This window comes from Pseudomonas cichorii (assembly GCF_003700275.1).
GTDB lineage: Bacteria > Pseudomonadota > Gammaproteobacteria > Pseudomonadales > Pseudomonadaceae > Aquipseudomonas > Aquipseudomonas cichorii_B.
In genome coordinates this window covers 42,602-62,966 of record NZ_RBRE01000013.1, presented here as the reverse complement: position 1 = coordinate 62,966, position 20,365 = coordinate 42,602, and the positions used below count along the sequence as shown (strand labels likewise).

At 59.8% G+C, this 20,365-nt stretch carries 17 protein-coding genes and 2 pseudogenes; 10 read left to right on the top strand and 9 right to left on the bottom strand.

Going from position 1 to position 20,365, the window contains the following annotated elements; genetic code table 11:
- The first annotated feature begins 11 nt into the window (after nucleotides 1–11).
- Genes ALQ04_RS02965 through ALQ04_RS02930 form a run of 8 tightly spaced genes read left to right on the top strand, consistent with a single transcriptional unit; the run spans nucleotide 12 to nucleotide 10,471 of the window.
- Nucleotides 12–2,003, top strand: coding sequence for an exopolysaccharide transport family protein (locus ALQ04_RS02965; RefSeq protein ID WP_122314365.1), 1,992 nt, complete (start codon nucleotides 12–14; stop codon nucleotides 2,001–2,003).
- Nucleotides 2,003–3,181 carry a glycosyltransferase gene (locus ALQ04_RS02960; protein ID WP_122314364.1) on the top strand — a complete coding sequence of 393 codons (1,179 nt, stop codon included), beginning with the start codon at nucleotides 2,003–2,005 and terminating at the stop codon, nucleotides 3,179–3,181. Before ALQ04_RS02965 ends, ALQ04_RS02960 begins: the two co-directional genes overlap by 1 nt.
- 1 nt (nucleotide 3,182) lies before the next feature.
- Nucleotides 3,183–4,499: a cellulase family glycosylhydrolase gene (locus tag ALQ04_RS02955; protein ID WP_122314363.1), complete on the top strand. Its 1,317-nt coding sequence runs from the start codon at nucleotides 3,183–3,185 to the stop codon at nucleotides 4,497–4,499.
- Nucleotides 4,500–4,502: 3 nt separating this feature from the next.
- The gene (locus tag ALQ04_RS02950) at nucleotides 4,503–5,726 is read left to right on the top strand and encodes a glycosyltransferase family 4 protein (protein ID WP_122314362.1); all 1,224 of its coding nucleotides are present in this window, start codon (nucleotides 4,503–4,505) and stop codon (nucleotides 5,724–5,726) included.
- Nucleotides 5,710–6,810 carry a glycosyltransferase family 1 protein gene (locus tag ALQ04_RS02945; protein WP_122314361.1) on the top strand — a complete coding sequence of 367 codons (1,101 nt, stop codon included), beginning with the start codon at nucleotides 5,710–5,712 and terminating at the stop codon, nucleotides 6,808–6,810. The genes ALQ04_RS02950 and ALQ04_RS02945 overlap by 17 nt, the downstream gene beginning before the upstream one ends.
- Complete coding sequence (locus tag ALQ04_RS02940) at nucleotides 6,810–8,225, top strand: O-antigen ligase (protein WP_122314360.1); 1,416 nt, start codon at nucleotides 6,810–6,812, stop codon at nucleotides 8,223–8,225. The genes ALQ04_RS02945 and ALQ04_RS02940 overlap by 1 nt, the downstream gene beginning before the upstream one ends.
- Nucleotides 8,222–9,043, top strand: coding sequence for an acyltransferase (locus ALQ04_RS02935; protein WP_122314359.1), 822 nt, complete (start codon nucleotides 8,222–8,224; stop codon nucleotides 9,041–9,043). Before ALQ04_RS02940 ends, ALQ04_RS02935 begins: the two co-directional genes overlap by 4 nt.
- A gap of 12 nt (nucleotides 9,044–9,055) precedes the next feature.
- Nucleotides 9,056–10,471, top strand: a complete 1,416-nt coding sequence (locus ALQ04_RS02930) for a lipid II flippase MurJ (protein ID WP_122314358.1) — start codon at nucleotides 9,056–9,058, stop codon at nucleotides 10,469–10,471.
- A gap of 56 nt (nucleotides 10,472–10,527) precedes the next feature.
- Here the strand turns inward: ALQ04_RS02930 and ALQ04_RS02925 are convergent, their stop codons facing one another.
- The 3 genes from ALQ04_RS02925 to ALQ04_RS02915 form a co-directional block, all read right to left on the bottom strand.
- Nucleotides 10,528–11,430 carry a LysR family transcriptional regulator gene (locus ALQ04_RS02925; protein WP_122314357.1) on the bottom strand — a complete coding sequence of 301 codons (903 nt, stop codon included), beginning with the start codon at nucleotides 11,428–11,430 and terminating at the stop codon, nucleotides 10,528–10,530.
- Nucleotides 11,431–11,491: 61 nt separating this feature from the next.
- Nucleotides 11,492–12,466, bottom strand: a complete 975-nt coding sequence (locus ALQ04_RS02920) for a hypothetical protein (protein ID WP_122314356.1) — start codon at nucleotides 12,464–12,466, stop codon at nucleotides 11,492–11,494.
- Between the two features lie 18 nt (nucleotides 12,467–12,484).
- Nucleotides 12,485–13,096, bottom strand: a complete 612-nt coding sequence (locus ALQ04_RS02915; protein ID WP_122314355.1) for an NAD(P)H-dependent oxidoreductase — start codon at nucleotides 13,094–13,096, stop codon at nucleotides 12,485–12,487.
- 88 nt (nucleotides 13,097–13,184) lie between these two features.
- Between ALQ04_RS02915 and ALQ04_RS02910 the strand changes: the two genes are divergently transcribed.
- Nucleotides 13,185–13,817 (top strand): TetR/AcrR family transcriptional regulator, encoded by a 633-nt coding sequence (locus ALQ04_RS02910; RefSeq protein ID WP_122314354.1) that lies wholly within the window; start codon nucleotides 13,185–13,187, stop codon nucleotides 13,815–13,817.
- 67 nt (nucleotides 13,818–13,884) lie between these two features.
- On the opposite strand, the pseudogene ALQ04_RS27580 reads toward ALQ04_RS02910, so the two are convergent.
- The 6 genes and pseudogenes from ALQ04_RS27580 to ALQ04_RS02885 all read right to left on the bottom strand — a co-directional run.
- Nucleotides 13,885–14,484: pseudogene (locus ALQ04_RS27580) on the bottom strand (methyl-accepting chemotaxis protein); the annotation flags it as partial.
- 258 nt (nucleotides 14,485–14,742) lie between these two features.
- Nucleotides 14,743–15,525, bottom strand: a pseudogene (locus ALQ04_RS27575) (MCP four helix bundle domain-containing protein); the annotation flags it as partial.
- A 143-nt stretch (nucleotides 15,526–15,668) separates the two neighbouring features.
- Nucleotides 15,669–15,821: a hypothetical protein gene (locus ALQ04_RS27115; protein WP_259644887.1), complete on the bottom strand. Its 153-nt coding sequence runs from the start codon at nucleotides 15,819–15,821 to the stop codon at nucleotides 15,669–15,671.
- Between the two features lie 34 nt (nucleotides 15,822–15,855).
- Complete coding sequence (locus ALQ04_RS02895) at nucleotides 15,856–17,001, bottom strand: MFS transporter (RefSeq protein ID WP_122314352.1); 1,146 nt, start codon at nucleotides 16,999–17,001, stop codon at nucleotides 15,856–15,858.
- Between the two features lie 184 nt (nucleotides 17,002–17,185).
- Nucleotides 17,186–18,046, bottom strand: coding sequence for an SDR family oxidoreductase (locus tag ALQ04_RS02890; RefSeq protein WP_122314351.1), 861 nt, complete (start codon nucleotides 18,044–18,046; stop codon nucleotides 17,186–17,188).
- Complete coding sequence (locus ALQ04_RS02885) at nucleotides 18,043–19,203, bottom strand: metallophosphoesterase (protein WP_122314350.1); 1,161 nt, start codon at nucleotides 19,201–19,203, stop codon at nucleotides 18,043–18,045. The genes ALQ04_RS02890 and ALQ04_RS02885 overlap by 4 nt, the downstream gene beginning before the upstream one ends.
- A 127-nt stretch (nucleotides 19,204–19,330) precedes the next feature.
- Between ALQ04_RS02885 and ALQ04_RS02880 the strand changes: the two genes are divergently transcribed.
- A complete protein-coding gene (locus ALQ04_RS02880) occupies nucleotides 19,331–20,251 on the top strand; it encodes a LysR family transcriptional regulator (RefSeq protein ID WP_122314349.1) in 921 nt (306 codons plus the stop codon).
- Nucleotides 20,252–20,365 lie beyond the last annotated feature (114 nt).

The window sequence follows — 20,365 nt, the reverse complement described above, 5'->3', positions numbered from 1 at the left end:
AGGGAAAAGACATGATCAATATCCGTTCATTCCGCGATCTGCTGCGCCTCTTTTTTATTTTCAAGAGCGAAGTAAAGATCACTGTTCTGGTGACTTTCGTCATCGTGGTACTGGGCGCATTCCTGCTGCCCAACCGTTATGAGTCCACCGCGCTGCTGCTGGTCAAGCCCGGCCGCGACAGCAGCACCGTGCCTATCGAACTGTCCGATCGCCAGGCGATCGTCGTGCCCAGTGGCCTGCGCGATCCGCTGCTCGACGAAGAACGCATGCTCACCGGCCGCCCGATCATGCGCACGGTCGCCGAGAAGTATCTGAACGAGCTGTCCAACGCCCAGCAGGAAACCGGTTTCCTGGTATCGGTGAAAAACGCCATCAAGTACGCAGTCCGCTCGGTCCTGGATGCCGGCCACAGCATTCTGCAATTCCTCGGGCTGGTGGAAAAACGTACCCAGGTCGAAAGAATGGCCGAGGACCTGGAAAAGAACTTCAAGGTCCGCCACGAACCGGGCTCCTCGGTGATGGAACTGACCTTCACCTGGAATGACCCGAAGACCGCACAGATCGTGCTCAAGACCTGGATCGACGAGTACCAGTTGCAACGTACCAAGACCCTCGGTCGCGTCAGCCTCTACGGCTTCTACGAAACAGAGGTCAAGGCGATTGGCGCCAATATCATTTCCTACAAGCAACAGATCCAGGGCTATCTGAACCAGTTGGGCGCAGTGAGCATTTCCCAGCGTCTGGCCGATACCTCCCAGGGCCTCAACGATCTGCGCACCGAACGCAACAACACCATTCGCGCCATTGCCTCCACCAAGGCCGGGCTCGACACCCTGAAAAAACAACTGGCCGCACAGCCCAAGACTGTTTCGGCAGGCCGCGAACTGGCTCTCAACCCCAATCGCCAGGACCTGCAGAACCGTATCAACGGCAAGGAAGTCGAGCGTCAGGAACTGCTGCGCTCGTTCCGCGAACAGGCACCGCCGGTGCGGGCTGCCAACGAGGAAATCGCCAACCTCAAGCAATTGCTCAAGGAACAGGAAGCGACTATCCAGCGTTCCGAAAGCATCACGCCCAACCCGATCTACAACCGCATGCAGAACGTGTATGCCGACCAGCAGACCAGTTACGCCCGCCTGCAAACCCAACTGGCGCAGCAGGACACCCAACTGAACCAGCTGGAAAGCGACCGTCAGTTGGCCCTGAAGCTGGAGCCGGAGCTGTCGCGCCTGCAGAACGAACTCGATGCGGCGCAGAAAAGCTATGCGTTGTACACCGACAGCCTGGAAAAGGCGCGTATCGACCGTGAACTGGACAACAGCCAGATCAGCAACATCGCGACCATCGAAGACGCCACGTTCAATGCCAGCCGGGTATTCCCGAAAAGCATGTTGATGCTGCTCCTGGCCTTCCCGCTGAGTGTTGTGGTGGGCTTCCTGGCGCTGTACTTCTTCTATCTGCTGGATCAGCGCATCCACGATGGCGACAAGATCGAAGGACGCTTTGGCGTACCGGTCTGGACCAGCCTTCCGGATCTGGAGCGGGCTCAGGATCGCAGCGCGGCGCTGAGCGCCAACCTGCACCGCATCTACGGCATCCTCCCTCTGGGCCTGGTCGCGGAAAAAGGCCTGACCCTCGGCTTCACCTCCGTGCACCGGGGCGAAGGGGTGAACTTTGTCATCTCGCGCCTGAGTACATTGCTCACCGAACAAGGCCATGCGGTACGCACCGAAGGCCGCGGCCCGGCCAAACCGGGCGAGATTGCGCTGATCAATGCCTCGGGGGTCTACGGTAACCAGGAAGCCTTTGTTCTGTTGCGCGATGCCGACCAGATCGTGTTGGTGGTGCGCGCAGAACAGACCACCGTACCGATGCTTGAAGACGCGCTGACCACCCTGAATACCGCGTTCAAGAAAGTCGACGGCATCATCCTCAATCGCCGCCGTTTCGTGGTACCGGAAAGCGTCCTGCGCTTTCTCAAACGCATCGGGAGCCGTGCCTGATGCAAATTGCCCTGCTCGCCCCGCTGCCGCCGGAGCAGAACGGTATCGCCGATTATGCCGGGCACCTCAGACAAGCCCTGGAAAATCTCGGTGTGCAGGTGCGCACGCCCTTGCAGGGGATCGGCAACGATCCTCGCCTGGCCGAAAAGCGTGTCGCAGAAACCGACTGGAGCGGCATCGAGCTGGTGCATGCCGAACTCGGCGGCGGGCGGCTGGCCGAATTCCAGGCCTTGCGTGCCTTGCGCCAGCGTTTTGCGCATTTGCCGCTGACTGCCACCGTGCATGATCCGGAGCGGCTGGTATGGCGCCGGGAAAAACTGCCCTGGCCGCTGTCCATGGCCAGCGGCATGCGCTCGCCGCTGCCGGAGATCGCCACGGTACTGGCCGACCCGCTGTGCCTGCGCGAGGAGCGGCAACTGGCAAGAAGCATGAACCGCCTGATAACCCTGACCCAGGCGGGCAGCCAGAGCCTGAGGCAGCGCATGGGCCTGCAACCGACGCAGATGGCGGTGATCAACCATGGCAACCTGGAAATCGATCCGGTGTCGTTGCCCCCGCTGCTGCCTTTGCGCTTGCTGTATTTCGGTTTCATCTACCGCGGCAAGGGCATCGAAGACCTTCTGGATGCCTTGGCCAATGTCTTTGTCAGGCAGCCGGAGCTGCGCAGCAAGGTGCGCCTGACACTGGCCGGTGGCAGCGAACCGGAAATGGCCTTCGGGCCGTCGGGCAGCTATCTGGACCAGTTGCGTCTGCGCATCCGGCAACTGGGTCTGGTCGATCTGGTGGACTGGCAACTGGATTTGCCTGCCGAACAGATCGCCAGTGTCATCCAGGCTCATCATGTGATGGTCCTGCCCTACCGCGAGTCCAGCAAGCTCAAGCTGCTGGGCAAGCTGCGCGGCACCAGCGGCGCCCTGTCCTGGGCCACCGCCTGCGGGCGCGGGGTGATCACTTCGGACGCCCGTTCCTTTGCCGAAGAAGTCTCGCATGGCAACGGCATGATTTACCCGCAGGGCGATGTCGAAGCCCTGACCGCAGCATTGAACCGGATCTGCGCCGCCCCGGAGCTGGCCATCGACTGGGCCGAAAACGCTCTGCGCATAGGCAAGACCCGCGTCTGGAGCCAGACGGCAGAACGTTTCAGGGATGTATTCCGGCAGGCTTGCGAGGAGAACTGAGATGCAGCGCAAATCAAGATCATGGCTGGCCATCGCGGCCGTACTGAGCAGCGCGATCACCCTGGGCAGCGCCGCCCAGGCGTCGACCGTCCTGCAAGCCCCGCGCGCAGTGGTCTGGAAGGATTTTCTCGGCGTCAACGTGCAGTTCCAGTATTTCGCCCCGGAAATCTATAAGCAGCAGATGGCGCGCCTGGACACCCTCGGGCTGAACTGGGTACGGCTGACCATTCACTGGCCGATCATCGAGCCGGCCCAGGATCAGTACAATCTCGCGGACCTGGACGGCGCCATGGCCGCGATCAAGAGCCATGGCTACAACACCCTCGCGTATCTGGTGGGCTCGGCGCCCTTTGCCAGCAACTCGGCATCCAGTGCAGCAAGCCGCGATCAGTATCCACCCAAGGACTTCAATGTCTTCGCCGCACGCATGACCGCACTCGCCCAGCGTTACGAGCATGTGAACAACTGGCAGGTCTGGAACGAGCCGAACATCATCTGGCTGCCCCAGGCCGACCCGGTCGCCTACGGCAATCTGCTGACCACTACCGCTACGGCGATTCGCTCGGTCCTGCCGAACAAGACCATCGTGACCGCCGGCATGGCCTACTACAGCCAGATGCAGCATCGCTCGGGCTACATGCTGCAGACACTGCTCGAAAACGGTCTGGGTTCACAGAACATCGTCGCGGCCTATCATCCGTACTCCGAATACCCCGAAGGCGACTCGCCAGAAAGCCAGGACTTCCTGAAACGCGCCAACGCCATGAACCAGATGCTGCACAGCAATGGTGTCGCTCAGGTCTGGGCCACCGAGTGGGGCTGGTCGAGCTATAACGGCCCGGTGGAAATGCAGGCGCTTATCGGCATCCAGGGTCAGGCCGACTACACCCTGCGCCGCCTGGCGCTGATGAGCGCCATGGACTTCCAGCGTATCTTCCTGTTCAACCTCAGCGACCTGGATGAGCGCGCCAGTGCCCGCGACCAGGGTTATGGCCTGCTCGACCTGCAAGCCAACCCCAAACCGGTCTACACCGCGTTGCAGAATTTCCTCAACATCACCGGCCCGCGCCTGGAACCCGCCACCGCGCCAGCCATGAACCAGGCTCCGAACGACCTGTATGCGGTGCCCTGGACACGCAGCGATGGCAAACGCCTGCTGATGTTCTGGAGCGCCAGCGGCAGCACGCTGAATTTCCCGCAAATCAATGAAGGCATCGTGCATGACCCTCTGACCGGCAGCCGCATTCCATTATCCGGTAGCCAGGGCATCAGCCTGGCGCTCAAACCTTCCCTGCAAATTCTGGAATGGAATCCATAAGTCATGCGAATTCTATGGACACTGCCCTACCTGCCCTGGCCTACCACCAGCGGCGGCAAGACCCGGGAATATCATCTGCTGCGCAATCTGGCAGCCCGCGGTCACCGTATAACCCTGCTGGTGCAATCCAAGGTGCCACTCGACGATGCCTGCCGCAGCGCACTGGAACCCTGGCTGGAGCGCCTGATCGTGATTGACCGGCGTCCGCTGTTCAGCCTGCGCACGTTGCTGACGGTGGCCTTTGCGCCGCCACCGATGCTGGCCAGCGTCAACGGCTATGCGCCGAAACTGGAAAAGGCCTTTGAAGAACTGCTCAAGGAAGAATGGGACATCATTCAGCTTCAGCACACCTATGCCTTTCAGCCGTTCGAGCGAGCGCTCAAGCGTTCGGGCAAGCCTTTTGTGCTGACGGAACACAATGTCGAATCGGCGCTGGGCGCCGCCAGTTATGATCGTCTGCCCGGCTGGGCCAGTCTCTTTGCCGTCTATGATCGCTGGCGCTACCGGCGCTGGGAACTGCGGGTATTCCGCCAGACCAGCGAACTGGTCGCTGTCACCGAAGATGATGCCAAGGTGCTTTCGCGCCTGAGCGGCAGGGCCACTTCCATCGTGGTCAACAGCGTCGATTGCAGTTACTACGCCAATGTTCACGCGGACCGCTACAACCGCCGCCTGCTGTTCATCGGCAACTATGAATACGGCCCCAACGTGGATGCCATCGAATGGGCGCTGGACGAAATCATGCCGCTGGTCTGGGAGCTGTCACCGACCGTTCGCTTTGCCGTCGGCGGCTTCGGCCTGCCGGAAGCCTGGCGCGAGCGCTGGACGGATCCACGTATCGAATGGCTGGGCTTCGTGCCGGATCTGCGGGCCTTGCAGAGCAGCGCCTCGATGTTTTTCGCGCCCCTGCGCCAGGGCGGTGGTTCCAAACTGAAGATTCTTGAATCCATGGCCGCCGGCCTGCCGGTGGTGACCACCGGACAAGGTGTGTCAGGCCTGACCGTTAACAATGGCGAGCATTACCTGGGCAGCGAGGACGCTGCACAACTGGCACGGCTGATCGCCGACAATATCGACAGCCCTGCACGCCTCATCCAGATCGGCGAAGCCGGTCGCGCCTATGTGCGCTCACGGCACGACTGGTCGGTTTCGGCCGCCCAGCTGGAAGGCATCTACACCCGACTATCGCCCCCAAGCAAGGATCTCGCGCATGCGTATCGGACTTGATTACCGCGCTGCGGCCGGTTACCCCATCAGCGGCATCGGTCGCCAGAACTTCGCGCTGGAAGACGCCTTTCGTGCACATCCGGATGTGCAACTGCAATTGTTCGGAGTTGCCCCCTACGATCACCCGATCCGGCGCCTGATTCATGCGCCCAAATGGGCGACTCCGCTGAACTCGGTGCATCGCCTGCCGGACCGCCTGAGCTTCGAGGGCCTGTTCCTGCCCAAGGCCTTGCGCGATGCCGAGGTACAGATCTACGTCGCCAATATCAACATGGGCCTGCCGCTGGGGCGCAAGCCGGCCAATGTGCGCTACGTACTTCAGTTGCATGACCTGTTCCAGATCACCCAGAAGAACAGTCACGGCTCGCGCCTCAAGGCGGCGTTCTATCGCCTGACCGACTACCTTTCGATTGCTCATTCGCTGCGTGTGGCCGACGTGGTGTGGGTGCCCTCGCAATTCACCGCCAACGAAGTCCTGCGCCTGTTCCCCTCGGCCCGCAACAAACTGCGCACAGTGCCGCTGCTGGTCGAAGGCTTCAAGGACGAGCCTGCCGATATCGGCGCGCTGCAATTGCCCGAGCGTTACTGGCTGTGTGTCGGCACCCGCGAACCGCGCAAGAACATTGCCTGGTTCGTCGATGCCTGGCAAAACGCCCGCCTGCGCTTCCCCGACGTACCGGAACTGGTGCTGGTCGGCGGCAGCGAACCCTTGAACGAATCGCAGCGCCGCTTGCCCGGGCTGCATGTGCTCAGCGGCATCAGCGACAGCGAACTGCATGCGGTCTATCGCAATGCCGAGCGCCTCTGGCAGCCATCCTATGCCGAAGGTTTCGGCCTGCCGGTGATCGAGGCGCTGAGGGTCGGAACACCGGTTGCGGTGGCCAGCGGTTCGTCTCTGGACGAAATCACCCCGCCGGACAGCCCGCGCTTTTCGCCCACCGACAGCCAGGCCCTGATCAAGTTGATGGGCGAACTGTCCACCGCTGCAAACGAAGACCCCGAGACGGCCAGGGCCTGGTCAGCCACTTATGCCCCGCAAGCCTTCTACAAGCGCGTGCATGAAGCTCTTGAGGAGTTGCGCTGATGCCGGTAGCGATGCCTCTGGGGTTGTTCTTCGGCGTGGCCTTCGGGGTCATGATCTGGCTGCTGCCAGCGTCCAAGGTCCTGCTGGTCGCTGTCGGCACCGCCTCGATCATTACCGTGATCCGTCAACCGATACGCGGGCTGCTGCTGTTCTGTGTGATCGGCGCTTTCATCCCCTACTCCACGATCCAGATCGGCATTCGCACCACGGTGTCCGAGGCCCTGATCATGCTGACCTGGGCCAGCTATCTGCTGCAGGCCATGTTCTTCGAGCAGGCCCGCGTGCCGAAAATGATGCGCACCGAACGCCTGTTGCTGGCGCTGATGCTGTTCAGCGCATTTCCGTTCCTGGTCGGCCAGCTCACCATCGTTTCCGAGGGCAACGGCCCGATCAACTGGATACGCTGGCTGTTCAACCTGTCGATCCTGTTTCTGGTGCCACGCCTGCTGAGCGATGGCAAGTCACTGGAGCACGTGATCATTGCCGTGCTGACCGGGACCCTGATGTTGCTGGTGCTGTCGATTCCGACCTACATCCTCAGCGGCTCGGCGTCGTCCATCACGCCAATCCTCGCCATCATGGGCTATGGCGGCCTCGACGTGCTGAGCGAAAGCCTGCTGTCGCTGTCGAGTCGCATGGGCTCGCCGTGGCTGCACCCCAACGTGGCCGGTGGTGCCATGGCGATGATCCTGCCGGTTGCATTCTGCTTCGGCGTCACTCGCAGCGGCGGGCCTCGCTCGCTCGGCCTGCTGGTTGCGGCACTGGGTGCCATCGGTCTGCTGCTGACCGGCTCGCGGGGCGCGCTGGTCAGTCTGCTGGCGGTCATGCTGTGGATGGCGCGTCGGCGCTTGCCGTATCTAGGGCGCCTGCTGATTGGCGGCGCAATCGGTGGCGTGTTGTTGCTGATGTTCTATCCGCCCTTGCAGGATCGCCTGATGGGCCTGTTCAGCAATGACGACACCAGTACCGCGATCCGTTTCCTGGAATACACGCACTTCCCGCAGGCCATGGGTCTGTTCCCGTTTGGCATCGGCTTCAAGATCGACCCGCCGGTACCGGGCTATACGCAATTCGGTATTTCCAACCTGTGGCTGAACTTCATCTACAAGATGGGCATTCCCGGCATGCTGTTGTTCATTGCCGTGACCTGGAGCTGGTGGAAGGAAGTACGGCCCGCTTCGGGGCAGATCATTCTCACCCCCGACAATGCGATTGGCCTGGGTTGCACAGTCGGTGTACTGGCGGCGCTGTTCAGCGGCCTGTTCGACCACTACTTCAGTTTCACCAGCGTACTGATCGCGCTGTTCTGGCTCTTCGTCGGCATCAGCCTGCACGAAGCCAAGCGCCTGCGCAGCAAGGTTGCCCACAACTTGAAATCCCCCGCCGCCTCCACCGACCAGGGAACACCTCAATGAAACACCGCATGATGCATTCGCATAACCTCAGAGAGGCCCTCCCCGATTACGCCCGCAAAATGGGCGTGGAACTGGAAGAGTTGCAGGCCGCCTACCAGTGGATGCTGGACAACGAGGTGTGCTTTGAAAGCCGGATCAAGAACACCACGCTGTCTTTCATCTGCTACCTGAATATCGAGCCACGAATCGAGCACCCACTGGCCCGGCGCTTCTATCGCCTGCTGGCCAGCGAAACCCTCGGCGCCCTGATTCCGTTGTACGGGATCAACTGGCCGACCCTGCGCGACCGCATGCTGCGCACCTGGGAGCAGATCTACAACATACTGATCTGCAAGATTCCCAGCCACACCTTGCGCCTGCTCTGGCTGCGCATGGGCGGGGCAAAGATCGGCAAGGGTTCGACGGTCTGGCGCAATACCGAGGTGTTGGGCGTCGACAGCCTGCGCATCGGCAACGACTCCACCGTCGGCTGGCATTGTCAGCTCGATGCGCGCGGCGGGCTGGTGATCGGCGATCACGTGACCATTGCGTCGCATGTGTTGATCATCGCTGGCGGACACGACCTGAACGAACCCGAGTTCTGGGCGGTGGGCGGCCCGGTATTCATTGGCGACTACGCCTGGATCTGCAGTCGCGCCCTGCTCTCGTTCGGCGCCAATATCGGCGAAGGCGCCGTGGTCGGTGGCGGCAGCGTGGTGTCCAAGCCGATTCCGGACTACGCCATCGTCAGTGGCCCGAATGCGGAAATCAAGGGCGAGCGTGCCCGCAACCTCAACTACAAAGTGGGCGGCAAAGGCCTGTTCACTTTGTTCCACTAAGCCGCCAGCAGCATGCTCGGTTCGACCTTGTGGCTGACCCTGGCCACGCTGACCGGCCTGGCGGCCGGCTTCGCCCGCGAGTGGCTGCTGGTTGCCGCCTGGGGCGCGGGCAGCCAGAGCGATGCGTTCCTGGTGTCGATGTTTCTGCCCGAAGCCTTGCGCATGTCGCTCGCCGCCGGCCTGCTGAGTGCCGCCGCGTTGCCGTTGTACCAGCAACGCTCCGCCGAACGGCAACAGCACTGGCTTGAGGTACTGACACCACGCCTGCTGATTTTCGGCGTGCTGCTCAGTCTGCTGCTGAGCCTCGGTGCCGGATTCTGGGTGCGTCTGATCGGGCCGGGGCTCGATAGCGAAGGCTACCTTCAGGCCGGCAATGGCCTGCACTGGCTGGCATGGTGTGCGCCGGGTTTTCTGCTGCATGGCCTGTTGTGCATTCCGTTGCAGGCGCGTTCACGCTTCGTACTGGCGGGGCTTGGCTCGCTGCTGTTCAATCTGCCACCGGTGATCTATCTCGCTGTGCTCAGCCACGCGGCAACGCCGTCGGGTCTGGCCCTGGCCTGTGTGCTGGGCAGCCTGCTGATGCCCGGCGTGCTGTTGCCGAGCCTGTATCGCTCTGGCTGGCGGCCCTGGCGCTGGCAGACCGAACAAGGTGCGGTGCGCGAGCTGCTGCAACGAATCGGCCCGCTGTTGAGCAGCAACCTGGCCAGTCAGGGCCTGGCGCTGCTGGAACGGATGGTCGCGTCATTGCTGGGTGAAGGCGCGGTGACCTGGATCAATCTGGCGCGCAAGCTGATCAACCTGCCATTGATTGCCTTGATGAGCCTGAACCAGGTATTGCTGGGCCTGATGAGCAGCAGCGTGAATACCCAGCGCCTGTCACTGTTGCGCCGCGGACTGGGCAGCGCCACGCTGTTGACCCTGCCTGCAGTGACCGGACTGATCGGCGCAGCCGGTGCGCTGGTGGTGCTGTTGCTGCCTGACCAGACCCACGACGGCCCATTACCCGAATTGCTGGCGTGGTTTTCCGTGCCCTTGATGTTCGGTGCCTGGAACGCCTTGCTGGCACGTTATGCCTACGCAGATGGCGATACCCGGCTGCCATTGAATTGCGAGCTGATCGGCAGCCTGTGCAATGCCGTGTTGCTGGGCATACTGCCGTTTTTCATGGGCCTGACCGGCATCGCCATTGCCGCGCTTGGCGGTGCACTGGTGACCGGTCTGCTGCTGATGCGCCGCCAGTCCCTGCTCGCCGTGGTGCCATGGCGCAGTCACTGGCTGCTGGCCGCGCTGTTCATGCTGCTGGCGGCCTTGTTGCTGCATCCCTTGCAGGATATCTGGCTGCAACTGGCACTGGGCTGCGCCTATAGCGCGGCGCTGCTGGTCGGGCTGGCTCTCTGGCTCAAGCCGTGGCGTGCCTTTGGCGAATAGATCCGCGACAGGCTGATTCTGCAATACTGCAGTCGCGGCCAGGGCATCTCCCACAACTACTGATGAACGCTGCAGATTTCCTTCAGGGTCTGGCGCAGCCAGCGATGGGCCGGGTCCTTGTCGAAGCGGGGATGCCAGGCCTGACTTACCACGACCGTCTCAAGCGGCAGCGGAATCTCGAAGGCGCGCATGCGCAATCCCAGGCTGCTCATGCCCCACAAAACGGGCTCGGGCAACGGCAACAACAAGTCCGAACCGTCAATGCCAAAGATCGCGGAATGAAAGTTCGGGGTAATCATTGCAATACGCCGCTCAAGCCCCAGCTCCGCCAGTGCAGGATCGATAGGCCCGCGGGCCAGGCCGCGGCGCGACACACTGATATGGTCATAGGCGGCGAATCGTTGCGGGGTAATCGGCGCGTCGAAGATCGGATGGCCTTCCCGGGCCAGGCCGCAGAAACGGGTGCGAAACAAGGTCTGCGCCTTGATCTCCGGCCCGAAATTGGGCCGCGAGGTGATGTGCAGATCGATGCGTCCTTCGCGCAAGGCATCGTCATCACCGACGCCCTCCGGCACAAACCGCAACATACAACCCGGAGCGCCGACACGCATGGCTTCCAGTACTTTTGCGCCAAAGGAGCCAAAGAACACATCGTTGGAGCGCACATTGAAACAGCGCTCCAGCGTCAGCATGTCCACTTCATCACGGGCCTGAAACACCTGGGCCGCCTGTTCCAGCAGTTCGCGGACCTGAGCCTGCATTGCAAGGGCCCGAGGCGTGGGCACCAGCCCGCGTCCGGCGCGCACCAGCACCGGGTCTTCCAGCGCTTCGCGAATCCGTGTCAAGGTGCGGCTCATCGCTGCCGGGCTCAGATGCATGCGCCGCGCAGCGCCTACGACACTGCCCTCTTCAAGCAAGGCATCGAGCGCGATCAATAGATTCAGATCCGGGAGTTGCATGGCTGACCGTTCAGTTGTCTGGGACGAGGGGATGATAACGCCATGACCGGCTTATTCCTTCTCATGAAAGTAACCACAACACCAGGAAGCCGAACACAAAGTTCAGGACAAAAGGCACCTTGCGGATATACCAGCCCGGAAAACCCGTGGATGCTCGCAAGGCGGCGAATGGTGAGAGATGGAAGAAATCCACTACCTGCTCAACGGCCGCCAGAACCTTGCCATCGAACCGCGATGGGCCGGGCTTGACCCCGGCACTCCAGATCATTTGCCGAATATAGCGATAGAAACCCCGATCGGTGATTTCCATGGCATTGATGTAATCCAGCAGGGTCAGGAACAACTCCCGCAACATGACTTTTGCGCCCAGCAAAGGCAAAGCAGCGTAAGCCAATAACAGCGTCACCTGGATGACAAAAACCGTGTATCCGCGCCAGTCGTCAAGCAGCTCGAAATACGCTGTCGGGGTGGCCCCCAGAGTAATGATCAGGCTGGCGACAATTGCAAAGAAACCCACCAGCAGGGTCATGAAGCGCCCTGACTCCGGAAAGCTGAAATAGAACCTTTTGAAGTCACCGGCCTGATCGTCACCGGCCCTGGAACGGATGCGCTGCCAACTGCACCACTGTTCTTCCAGAGCCAGCGCTTGACTGGACAACTGCTCGCCCGGACATTGATAGCGCTGGACAAACCACTGCTGCTCCTGCACTTGCAGCCCGATATGCGCCGTACAACCCGCAGGCCTGACGATGCCCGTCAATCGCTCAATGGCGTCAGAACGGGTCATCGCAATGACATCCACGCAACGCATCAGGGAAATCATCAGCACGACCATGCAATACGACATCCACGGCAGGGTATCGACAAACCATGTCACGCCATCACGGCCGGTCATGTACAGCATGAAGATGGAAATGATCAGCAAATAACCTGCAGTGACTGCATATTCTCGCCGCCTGAACAGGCGTGCGAACGGCAAACGCACAAACAACTTGCGGTGCTCACCGATATCTTCCTGGATTTTCTGAATCTGCATCTGACGCAATACCCTGCCTTAAAGGAGATCACCTGGAGCCCTGACTCCGAAAATTTCATGCCCTACGCGCCGCGCCGCCTCAAGATGAACAGCCGGATCCAGGGTTTCGGAGTCCAGCAAGAGTTCCGAGGTCAGGACGCGGGCACCGCAGTAATTGAAAATCCCATGATCGATCTGGGTCTTCATTGCCGTTGAATAACCATGCCGCTCATAGGTCCCCGCATCCGCGCCACCCAAACCGACCAGGTGCACATTCAAGTGGCCAAGCTTTTTGGTCAGCTTGCCGTCGGGGCTGAAATCAAACGCCCAGCCGTTGACGAATACCCGGTCAATCCAGCCTTTGAGCAATCCCGGCATTGACCACCAATAGACCGGATACACCAGCACCAGGGCATCAGCCCGTTCGATCCGGGCCTGCTCTGCGGCAACATCGGCAGGTGGCGGAGCTTCCTGGCGGTGTACGGCATGATCGGCCATGTTGAATCGCGGATCGAACGACTCGGCAAACAGATCCGCGATTTCAAACGTGTGTGCGGGATCGGCAATAGCCAGCCCCTCAGCGATCTGTGCTGCCAGGGCATGGGTCAGTGATTGAGGGTCATGATGAGCGACCACAATGAGCGCGTGCATATCGAAGACTCCTGTTGATTGCGGATGAAAGACGAGACTTATATACTTTTAGTAAGTTAAGCCCTTAAGTTACTTTTAGTAGGTTTCCATGTCAAGCGTCGACCGACCAGGCTCCACTGCAGATCCGCAACCACGTCGCCGGTTGTCACGGGACGACCGCCAGCGCCAGTTGCTCAGCGTGGCCTGGCAACTGGTGCGCGAGGAAGGAACGGAAGGGCTGACGCTGGGACGACTCGCCGAATCGGCAGGCGTGACAAAACCAGTGGTCTATGACCATTTCGGCACCCGTGCCGGGTTGCTGGCCATCCTCTATCAGGATTTTGATGAACGTCAGAACGCCCTCATGGAGGCGGCCCTGCAGACCAGTGATGACACACTGACCAGCAAGGCAGAGGTCATTGCCTCGTCTTATGTGGATTGCGTCCTTCTGCAAGGCCGCGAAATACCGGGCGTGATTGCCGCATTGGCCAGTTCCCCGGAGCTTGAGAAGATCAGGCAGGAGTATGAAGCCATATTTCTGGAGAAATGCCGAAATGCCCTGGCCCCGTTTTCACCTTCCGGAACCCTTTCGCAGGCAAGCCTGCGAGCAATGCATGGCGCCGCCGAAGCCTTGTCGCATGCTGCTGCGACTACAGAAATCACAACTGAGCAAGCAAAGACCGAGCTGATTGAAGTCATTACATCAATGGTCGAAAGAAACAGAAACCTCTGGGCCGGTTAAACAAAAAGGGCAGTGGCACTCCGCAAGAGTGCCACTGCCCTGACAAGCAATACGGATAGTTACCTCATCAAAGCTGAAACTTCGCTACCAGCACGTTAAAGGATGTGGCCAGACGCGAAAGCTCCTGACTCGAAGCACTGGTCTGGTTGGCGCCTGCTGCGCTCTGGGTCGAAAGATCCTGAATGTTCAGCAGATTGCGGTCCACTTCCCGAGCCACTACCGCCTGCTCTTCAGAAGCCGAGGCAATTACCAGATTGCGCTCGTTGATGGTCGTCACACCATCGGTAATCTTGATCAGCGCTGCACCTGCGCGCTGGGCCAGTTCCTGGGTATTGGTCGCCAGTGACAGGCTCTTGCCCATGGCCGCAACCGCACCATCGGCACCGGACTGCACAGAGCCGATCATGCCTTCGATTTCCACGGTCGAAGCCTGGGTACGATGAGCCAGCGCACGTACCTCATCGGCCACTACCGCAAAGCCCCTGCCCTGCTCGCCGGCACGCGCCGCTTCAATGGCCGCGTTCAGCGCCAGCAGGTTGGTCTGCTCGGCGATGCTGCGAATCACTTCCAGCACCTTGCTGATATCCCGGACATTACCGGCCAATTGCGCTACCGCTTCGGTCGACTGGGTGATTTCGCTGACCATGGTGGTGATGCCCTTGACCGTCTGATCCACCTCGCCACGACCCTGCAGAGCATCTTCCGTAGCGGTTTTCGACGCTTCGGAAGTCGACACGGCATTGCGCGCCACTTCCTCGACCGCTGCGGTCATCTGATTGACGGCCGTCGCCGCCTGCTGAATCTCGTCATTCTGGCGAGTCAACCCACGAGTACTTTCGTCGGTGACGGCGCTCAGCTCTTCGGCCGCCGAAGCCAACTGACTCGAAGCACTGGCGATCTCATGGATGGTGTGTTTCAGGCCAGCCTGCATATCGGACAGCGCATTGAGCAATTGACCGGCTTCGTCGCCACGGTCGGAAGCAATCGATTGAGTCAGATCACCCTTGGCAATGCGCTCGGCACTGGCCACGGCCTCTGCCAGAGGACGGGTAATCATGCGGGTGATCAGAATTCCCAGGGTGATGGCGACGATAAACGCAATCAGGACCCCGCCCATCAACAGCCAGGTGGCGCTGGCCTTGAGTTCTGCTGCGGCGATGGCACCTTCCTTGATCTGCCGATTATTGGAGTCGATCATCACGCGCAGCAGGCCGCGAGCCTTTACAAAATCCTCGCTGGCCAGGGTGTTCAAACGGCTGCGCGCCTGCACCGAATCACCGGCATTCATGAGTTCATACACCTTGTTGGAGCCCGCGATATAGCCAGGCATGAGCTGCTCTAGCTGATCGCCGGCAGCCCGCTCGTCATCCTCCAGGGGCGTGGCACGATAGGTTGCGAAAACCTTCTGGGTCCGCTCCAGATCCGCCGCCAGCGCCTGGCGTACCCGCTCTTTATCCGTCTCCGAGACACCGCCATCCTGAGCGTCCAGCAGTCGATAGAGCCCACGGTTATGGGCGGTCAGGCTGGTCAGGGTCTCATTGGTGTTGCCCACCGAAACCAGATTGTTGGAAAAGGTCAGTGCCAGTGCATCGGAAAGTCGACTGATGCCCACCATACCCAAACCGCCCACGGCCAAGGTAATCAGGGCACAAATGATGAAAGCTGTCAGCAGCTTGGTCGAGAATTTGGACTGACTCAGGATATTCATAGTGCGAACTCGCAGGGAAGGAGATGGGGCCAGATGAAGAAATTTTTAGGAAGCCTCACTGTGACATCATTATGCCGCCATTAATTCGACACAACTTCACAATATTCTGTCTGGTCCTGGAATTTCTGCTTTTGGCGGGAGAATCAGCCTGGAATCTGAAAGCTCCCATCGCCCCCCACGACATGATCGACGTCATTCACACCGTAACCATCATTACTGGCTTGCCATACCCCCAGGCCAACTTGAGGAATGCGCTGTGCGTCAGATAGTTGAATGGTCAGTTGTGGCTTTAACATGAATCAATCTCCTGTTTTTTAAAGCGGGTCAGTCTCATCTCGATACGCGGCGCTTCTCCACGGCAATGGAAATGGCGAAGAAGACGATCCCTAGAACCGCCAGGCCTGCCCCCACCCAACCCGTCGATGCCCAGCCGAGTCCGCCAGCAATGGCCAGCCCGCCAAGGGAGGCACCGACGGCATTGGAGATGTTGAACGCACTGTGGTTGAGTGCCGCTGCAAGGGTTTGAGCCTCACCGGCGACATTCATCAAACGGACCTGAAGCGCAGGAACCAGGGCGAATCCACAACCGATCAGAAAGAGTACCGCCAGTGTGCCGACTCCAGAGGATGTAAATATGGAGAAAGCAGCGAGGAACACTGCGTTCCAGATCATGATGTAGAAGATCGCGGGAACCAGCGCCCGATCAGCCAGCCACCCGCCTATCAGGTTGCCAGCAATCATCCCGATGCCAAAGAGCGCCAGCACCATGGGCACCTGACCGGTGCTGAACCCCGATACTTCAGTCAGCGTTGGGGTGATGTAGCTATACACCGAAAACATCCCGCCGAAGCCGATCGAGGCTGTGGCCAGCGTCAACCAGAGTTGGGGCCTTTTCAGGCCGCCGAGTTCGGATTTCGGGCTCGCGGACTCATCCCGCGGGATCGTCGGGATAAACACCCAGAACAGGATAATGGAGATGGCTCCACCAGCAGCAAGCGCCGCAAATGCGCCCCGCCACCCGAACAATTGACCGATCCACGTTGCAGCCGGAACGCCGATGACGTTGGCCGCTGCCAGCCCCGCCATGACGTAGCCGGCAGCCTGGGCTTTGCGGTTTTCAGCCACCATGGTCGCAGCCACCAGGCAGGCGACACCGTAATAGGCGCCATGCGGCAAACCTGCCAGGAACCGTGCAGCCAGTAACGTTGCGTGACTCCAGGCGAACGCACTCGCTCCGTACCCCACAGCAAACAGCGCAAGCAAGGCGATCAACAGAGCCTTGCGAGGCCAGCGCGCGGCGAGAATCGCAATCAGCGGTGCGCCGATCACCACTCCAAGGGCATAGGCCGTGATATACCCGCCTGCGACAGGTATCGACACATCAGTGCTGGATGCCAGGCCTGGCAGCAAACTCATGGAAGCGAACTCACCTGTCCCGATAAACAGACCGCCCAGGCCAAGCATGGTGATCGCCATGCCTGCGCCGTGGGGAACGTCGATTGCGGGCCGGGTGGGGGACGTGTGTGTATCAATGCTGGATTGACTGGTCATCAGCGATGCCTCCGATGAAGCGGTACCGTGGGCACCCTTTGAATATGAAGAGAGATGGCACCTGCCGAACGGAGGTGCCATTGATGGCTTATACAGCCGGCATATACGCCTACTTGTCGGCGAGATCTGCGATGTAAGCCGTGAACTGCTTGGCGTAGTCCTTGTGCCAGCGAGAAAGCGCCGGGCGATTTTCAATCATGTCGTCCGCCGCCCATTGCATGCGGCGCTGATCCAGTTCCCAGCTGGCTTCGTTGTCTTCGCAGAAAATGTAAAAGTCGCCCTCGGCCATTTTCTCGATCAGACGATCTGCGACTTGATCGGCAGTCCATGGGCTGTCCGGCTTGCGGGTATCGCGGGTCATGCCAGGGAAGTTCATGGGCGTGAACGTGTATCCGGGAATCAGCAGGTGCGCTGAAATACGATCGCCCACCTTTTCCCGCAGCTCATGGGCCAACTGTTCAGTGAGGACTTTGACCGCTGTCTTGGACAGCGAGTACGCCGCGTTTCCAGGACGAGTCGTGATGCCTTCCTTCGAGCCCAGGTTGACGATGGCGGCGGCACCGCCCTGGGAAAACATTGTTTCCACAAACAGTTGCTGAAGCATCAATACGCTCCAGAAATTGATGTCCATCAGTGTCCGCCATTTGGACATGCCATCCCATGGACCCGCGCCCTGGATGATGGCTGCGTTGTTCACCAACAGGGATACCTCACCGAACTCACAGGACTTCTCATAAAGTTGGTGAAGATCGCGTTCGGACGTGACATCGCCCTTGATCGCGAGCAGTTTCACGCCAGGAAATTCGTTGCCAAGAATCTTGGCTGCTGCGTCCAGTGCAGCGGAGTCGCGATCAAAAAGAACGACGTTCATACCCTCGCTGGCGACTCGCCGTGCGATTGCGTAACCAATTCCAACTGCCGCTCCGGTAATGACCGCAACGCCACCTTTACGAATGGCTGGATGATTCATAGGAATGTTCTCCTGGCTGTATATGCGTCAAGACTCGGATTGGCACGCAGGACAATCTCGGTAATTTCCGCGGGGACACCGAGGCGGATTGGGAAGCCATTCCATAACCCAGTGCCGTTGCTGACATAGAGCTTCATCTTGCCGACCTCATAACTGCCGGAAACAAAACCCTGATTGGCGTAGCGAGCCACAAGATCAAGACCGCTGATCATGCCTCCATGGGTGTGCCCAGACAGTTGCAATCCGACACCGGCAGCCGCCGAGTCCGGTGCACCAACAGGACGATGTTTCAGCAGAATCGTGGGTGCATCGTCCGGGACGCCGGCAAGCGCTTGAGCCAGGTCCGGGCCTTTATGGCCAAAAGCTGGAGCGGCCTCGTCGGTCACGCCTGCGATCACCAACTGGTCTGCACCTTTGCGAAGAATGACGTGCTCATTGACCAGAACGCGCATTCCCAGACGCTCGAACTCGGCGGTCCATTGATCGGCATCGAAGTAATATTCGTGGTTCCCGGGGATGGCGATCACCCCCAGGGGAGCAGTCAGTTTGCTCAGTGGCGCGACGTCTTTCTTCCGGGCCTCGACGGTGCCGTCTATGAGATCACCGGTAATCAGAATCGCATCGGCATCAAGTGCATTGGCGCGGGATACGACGCCCTCTACCCAGTCAGCCTGGAACAGGCGGCTGATATGCAAGTCAGTCAACTGGACTATGCGCAAGCCATCGAGTGACCGGGGCAGATTCTCGACCGTTACGTCGATACGCCGAACGCCAGGCAACTGCACCGCCTGATAGACACCCACGGCCGACAGCAGCAGCGCCGCAGTTGCGATAGCAGTGCGCAATCGTCCACCCGCAACCTCTTTCATCGAAACTTTGCGCCTGATCGCAACGGCAGCGCACAGCAGGTCGCTCAACAGCGTGAACACCAATATCAGTACAAAGGCACAGAACAGCCAGCCAGCGATCAATACACAGGCTCGAGGCACCTCTGGGGAAAACATCGTTCCGTAGATAGCGATAAGAATGAGGTGGTACTTGGAGATGACGAACAGCGCCACGGCCAGCAACACCCGCCACCCAAGGGCGACAGGCAGCGGAATCAAGAAGCGGCAAAGGACGTACAGGTAGGCAAGGGTCAGATAAATATGAAACACAATTAAAACACCGCGAGTGGGTTGACGTTGTGATGGTTGAATGAAATTAATAGTACAGGAGATCAATCACGCTATTGATTAGCGAGATTGCATCAGCTATTGAATTCAGCTCAACCCTGGATACGTCATGCCTGTATTGCCTACCACGCGGCTTTCTCGAGCAGACCTCGCCGACCTGAACTCCTTTCTCGCCGTCGAAAGAATGCGCAGCTTTACCCATGCAGCTGTGGAACTCGGTATCACCACCTCTGCCCTCAGCCACGCCATCCGTAATCTGGAAAGCCGACTTGGAGTGAGGCTCCTGAATCGCACCAGCAGGACTGTCTCGCCAACAGACGCTGGCGCTGCCCTCGCGAAAAGACTAACCGTGGGTTTTACCGAGATCAGCGGCGCGCTGGCGGCGCTTGACCGACACCGGGACCGGCCTTCCGGCAGACTTCGCCTCAACGTCTTGAGTGATGGCGCACGGTTACTGTTCACGAAGTTACTTCCGCCTTTTCTGGAGGCCTACCCTGAGGTGTCTGTAGAAGTCGCAGTCGATGACAGGATGGTCGACATCGTCTCGGCAGGCTTCGATGCGGGGATCCGCTTTGGTGACACCATTCCAGAGGATTTCATCGCCGTACGGCTGAGTGAAGAATTACGCTGGGTGGCAGTGGCTTCACCGAAATACCTGAACGCAAACGCTCGGATCCTGGTTCCCGAGGACCTCAAGCACCACAACTGCATCCGGATTCGGACGGGAAACGGCGTCATCTACCGCTGGGACTTTGAGAAGGATGGCGACCATCAAGCCATCGACGTTCCCGGACAGTTATGCGTGAACGAGACCACGTTCGGGATTGAAATGGCGCTGGCTGACCGGGGAATCACCTATTGCCTTGAAGAACGGGTGCGTTCGCACATTGCCCGCGGAGAACTGCAGATAGTGCTCCCGGACTGGGCTCCTGTCGAACCCGCCTTCTACCTTTATTACCCGGGGCGACGGCAGATGCCACCAGGTCTGCGAGAACTGGTGGATCTCTTGCGCGCTAACCTCATCGCTTGACAAAAAAGCACGGAAATATTCAATGCACTAAAACTCAAGTCTGGACAACGTTCGAGACTGATCAACGTCCCTGACGTTTCTTGGGGTGAAGCTCTTCTACATCACCCTGAGGAG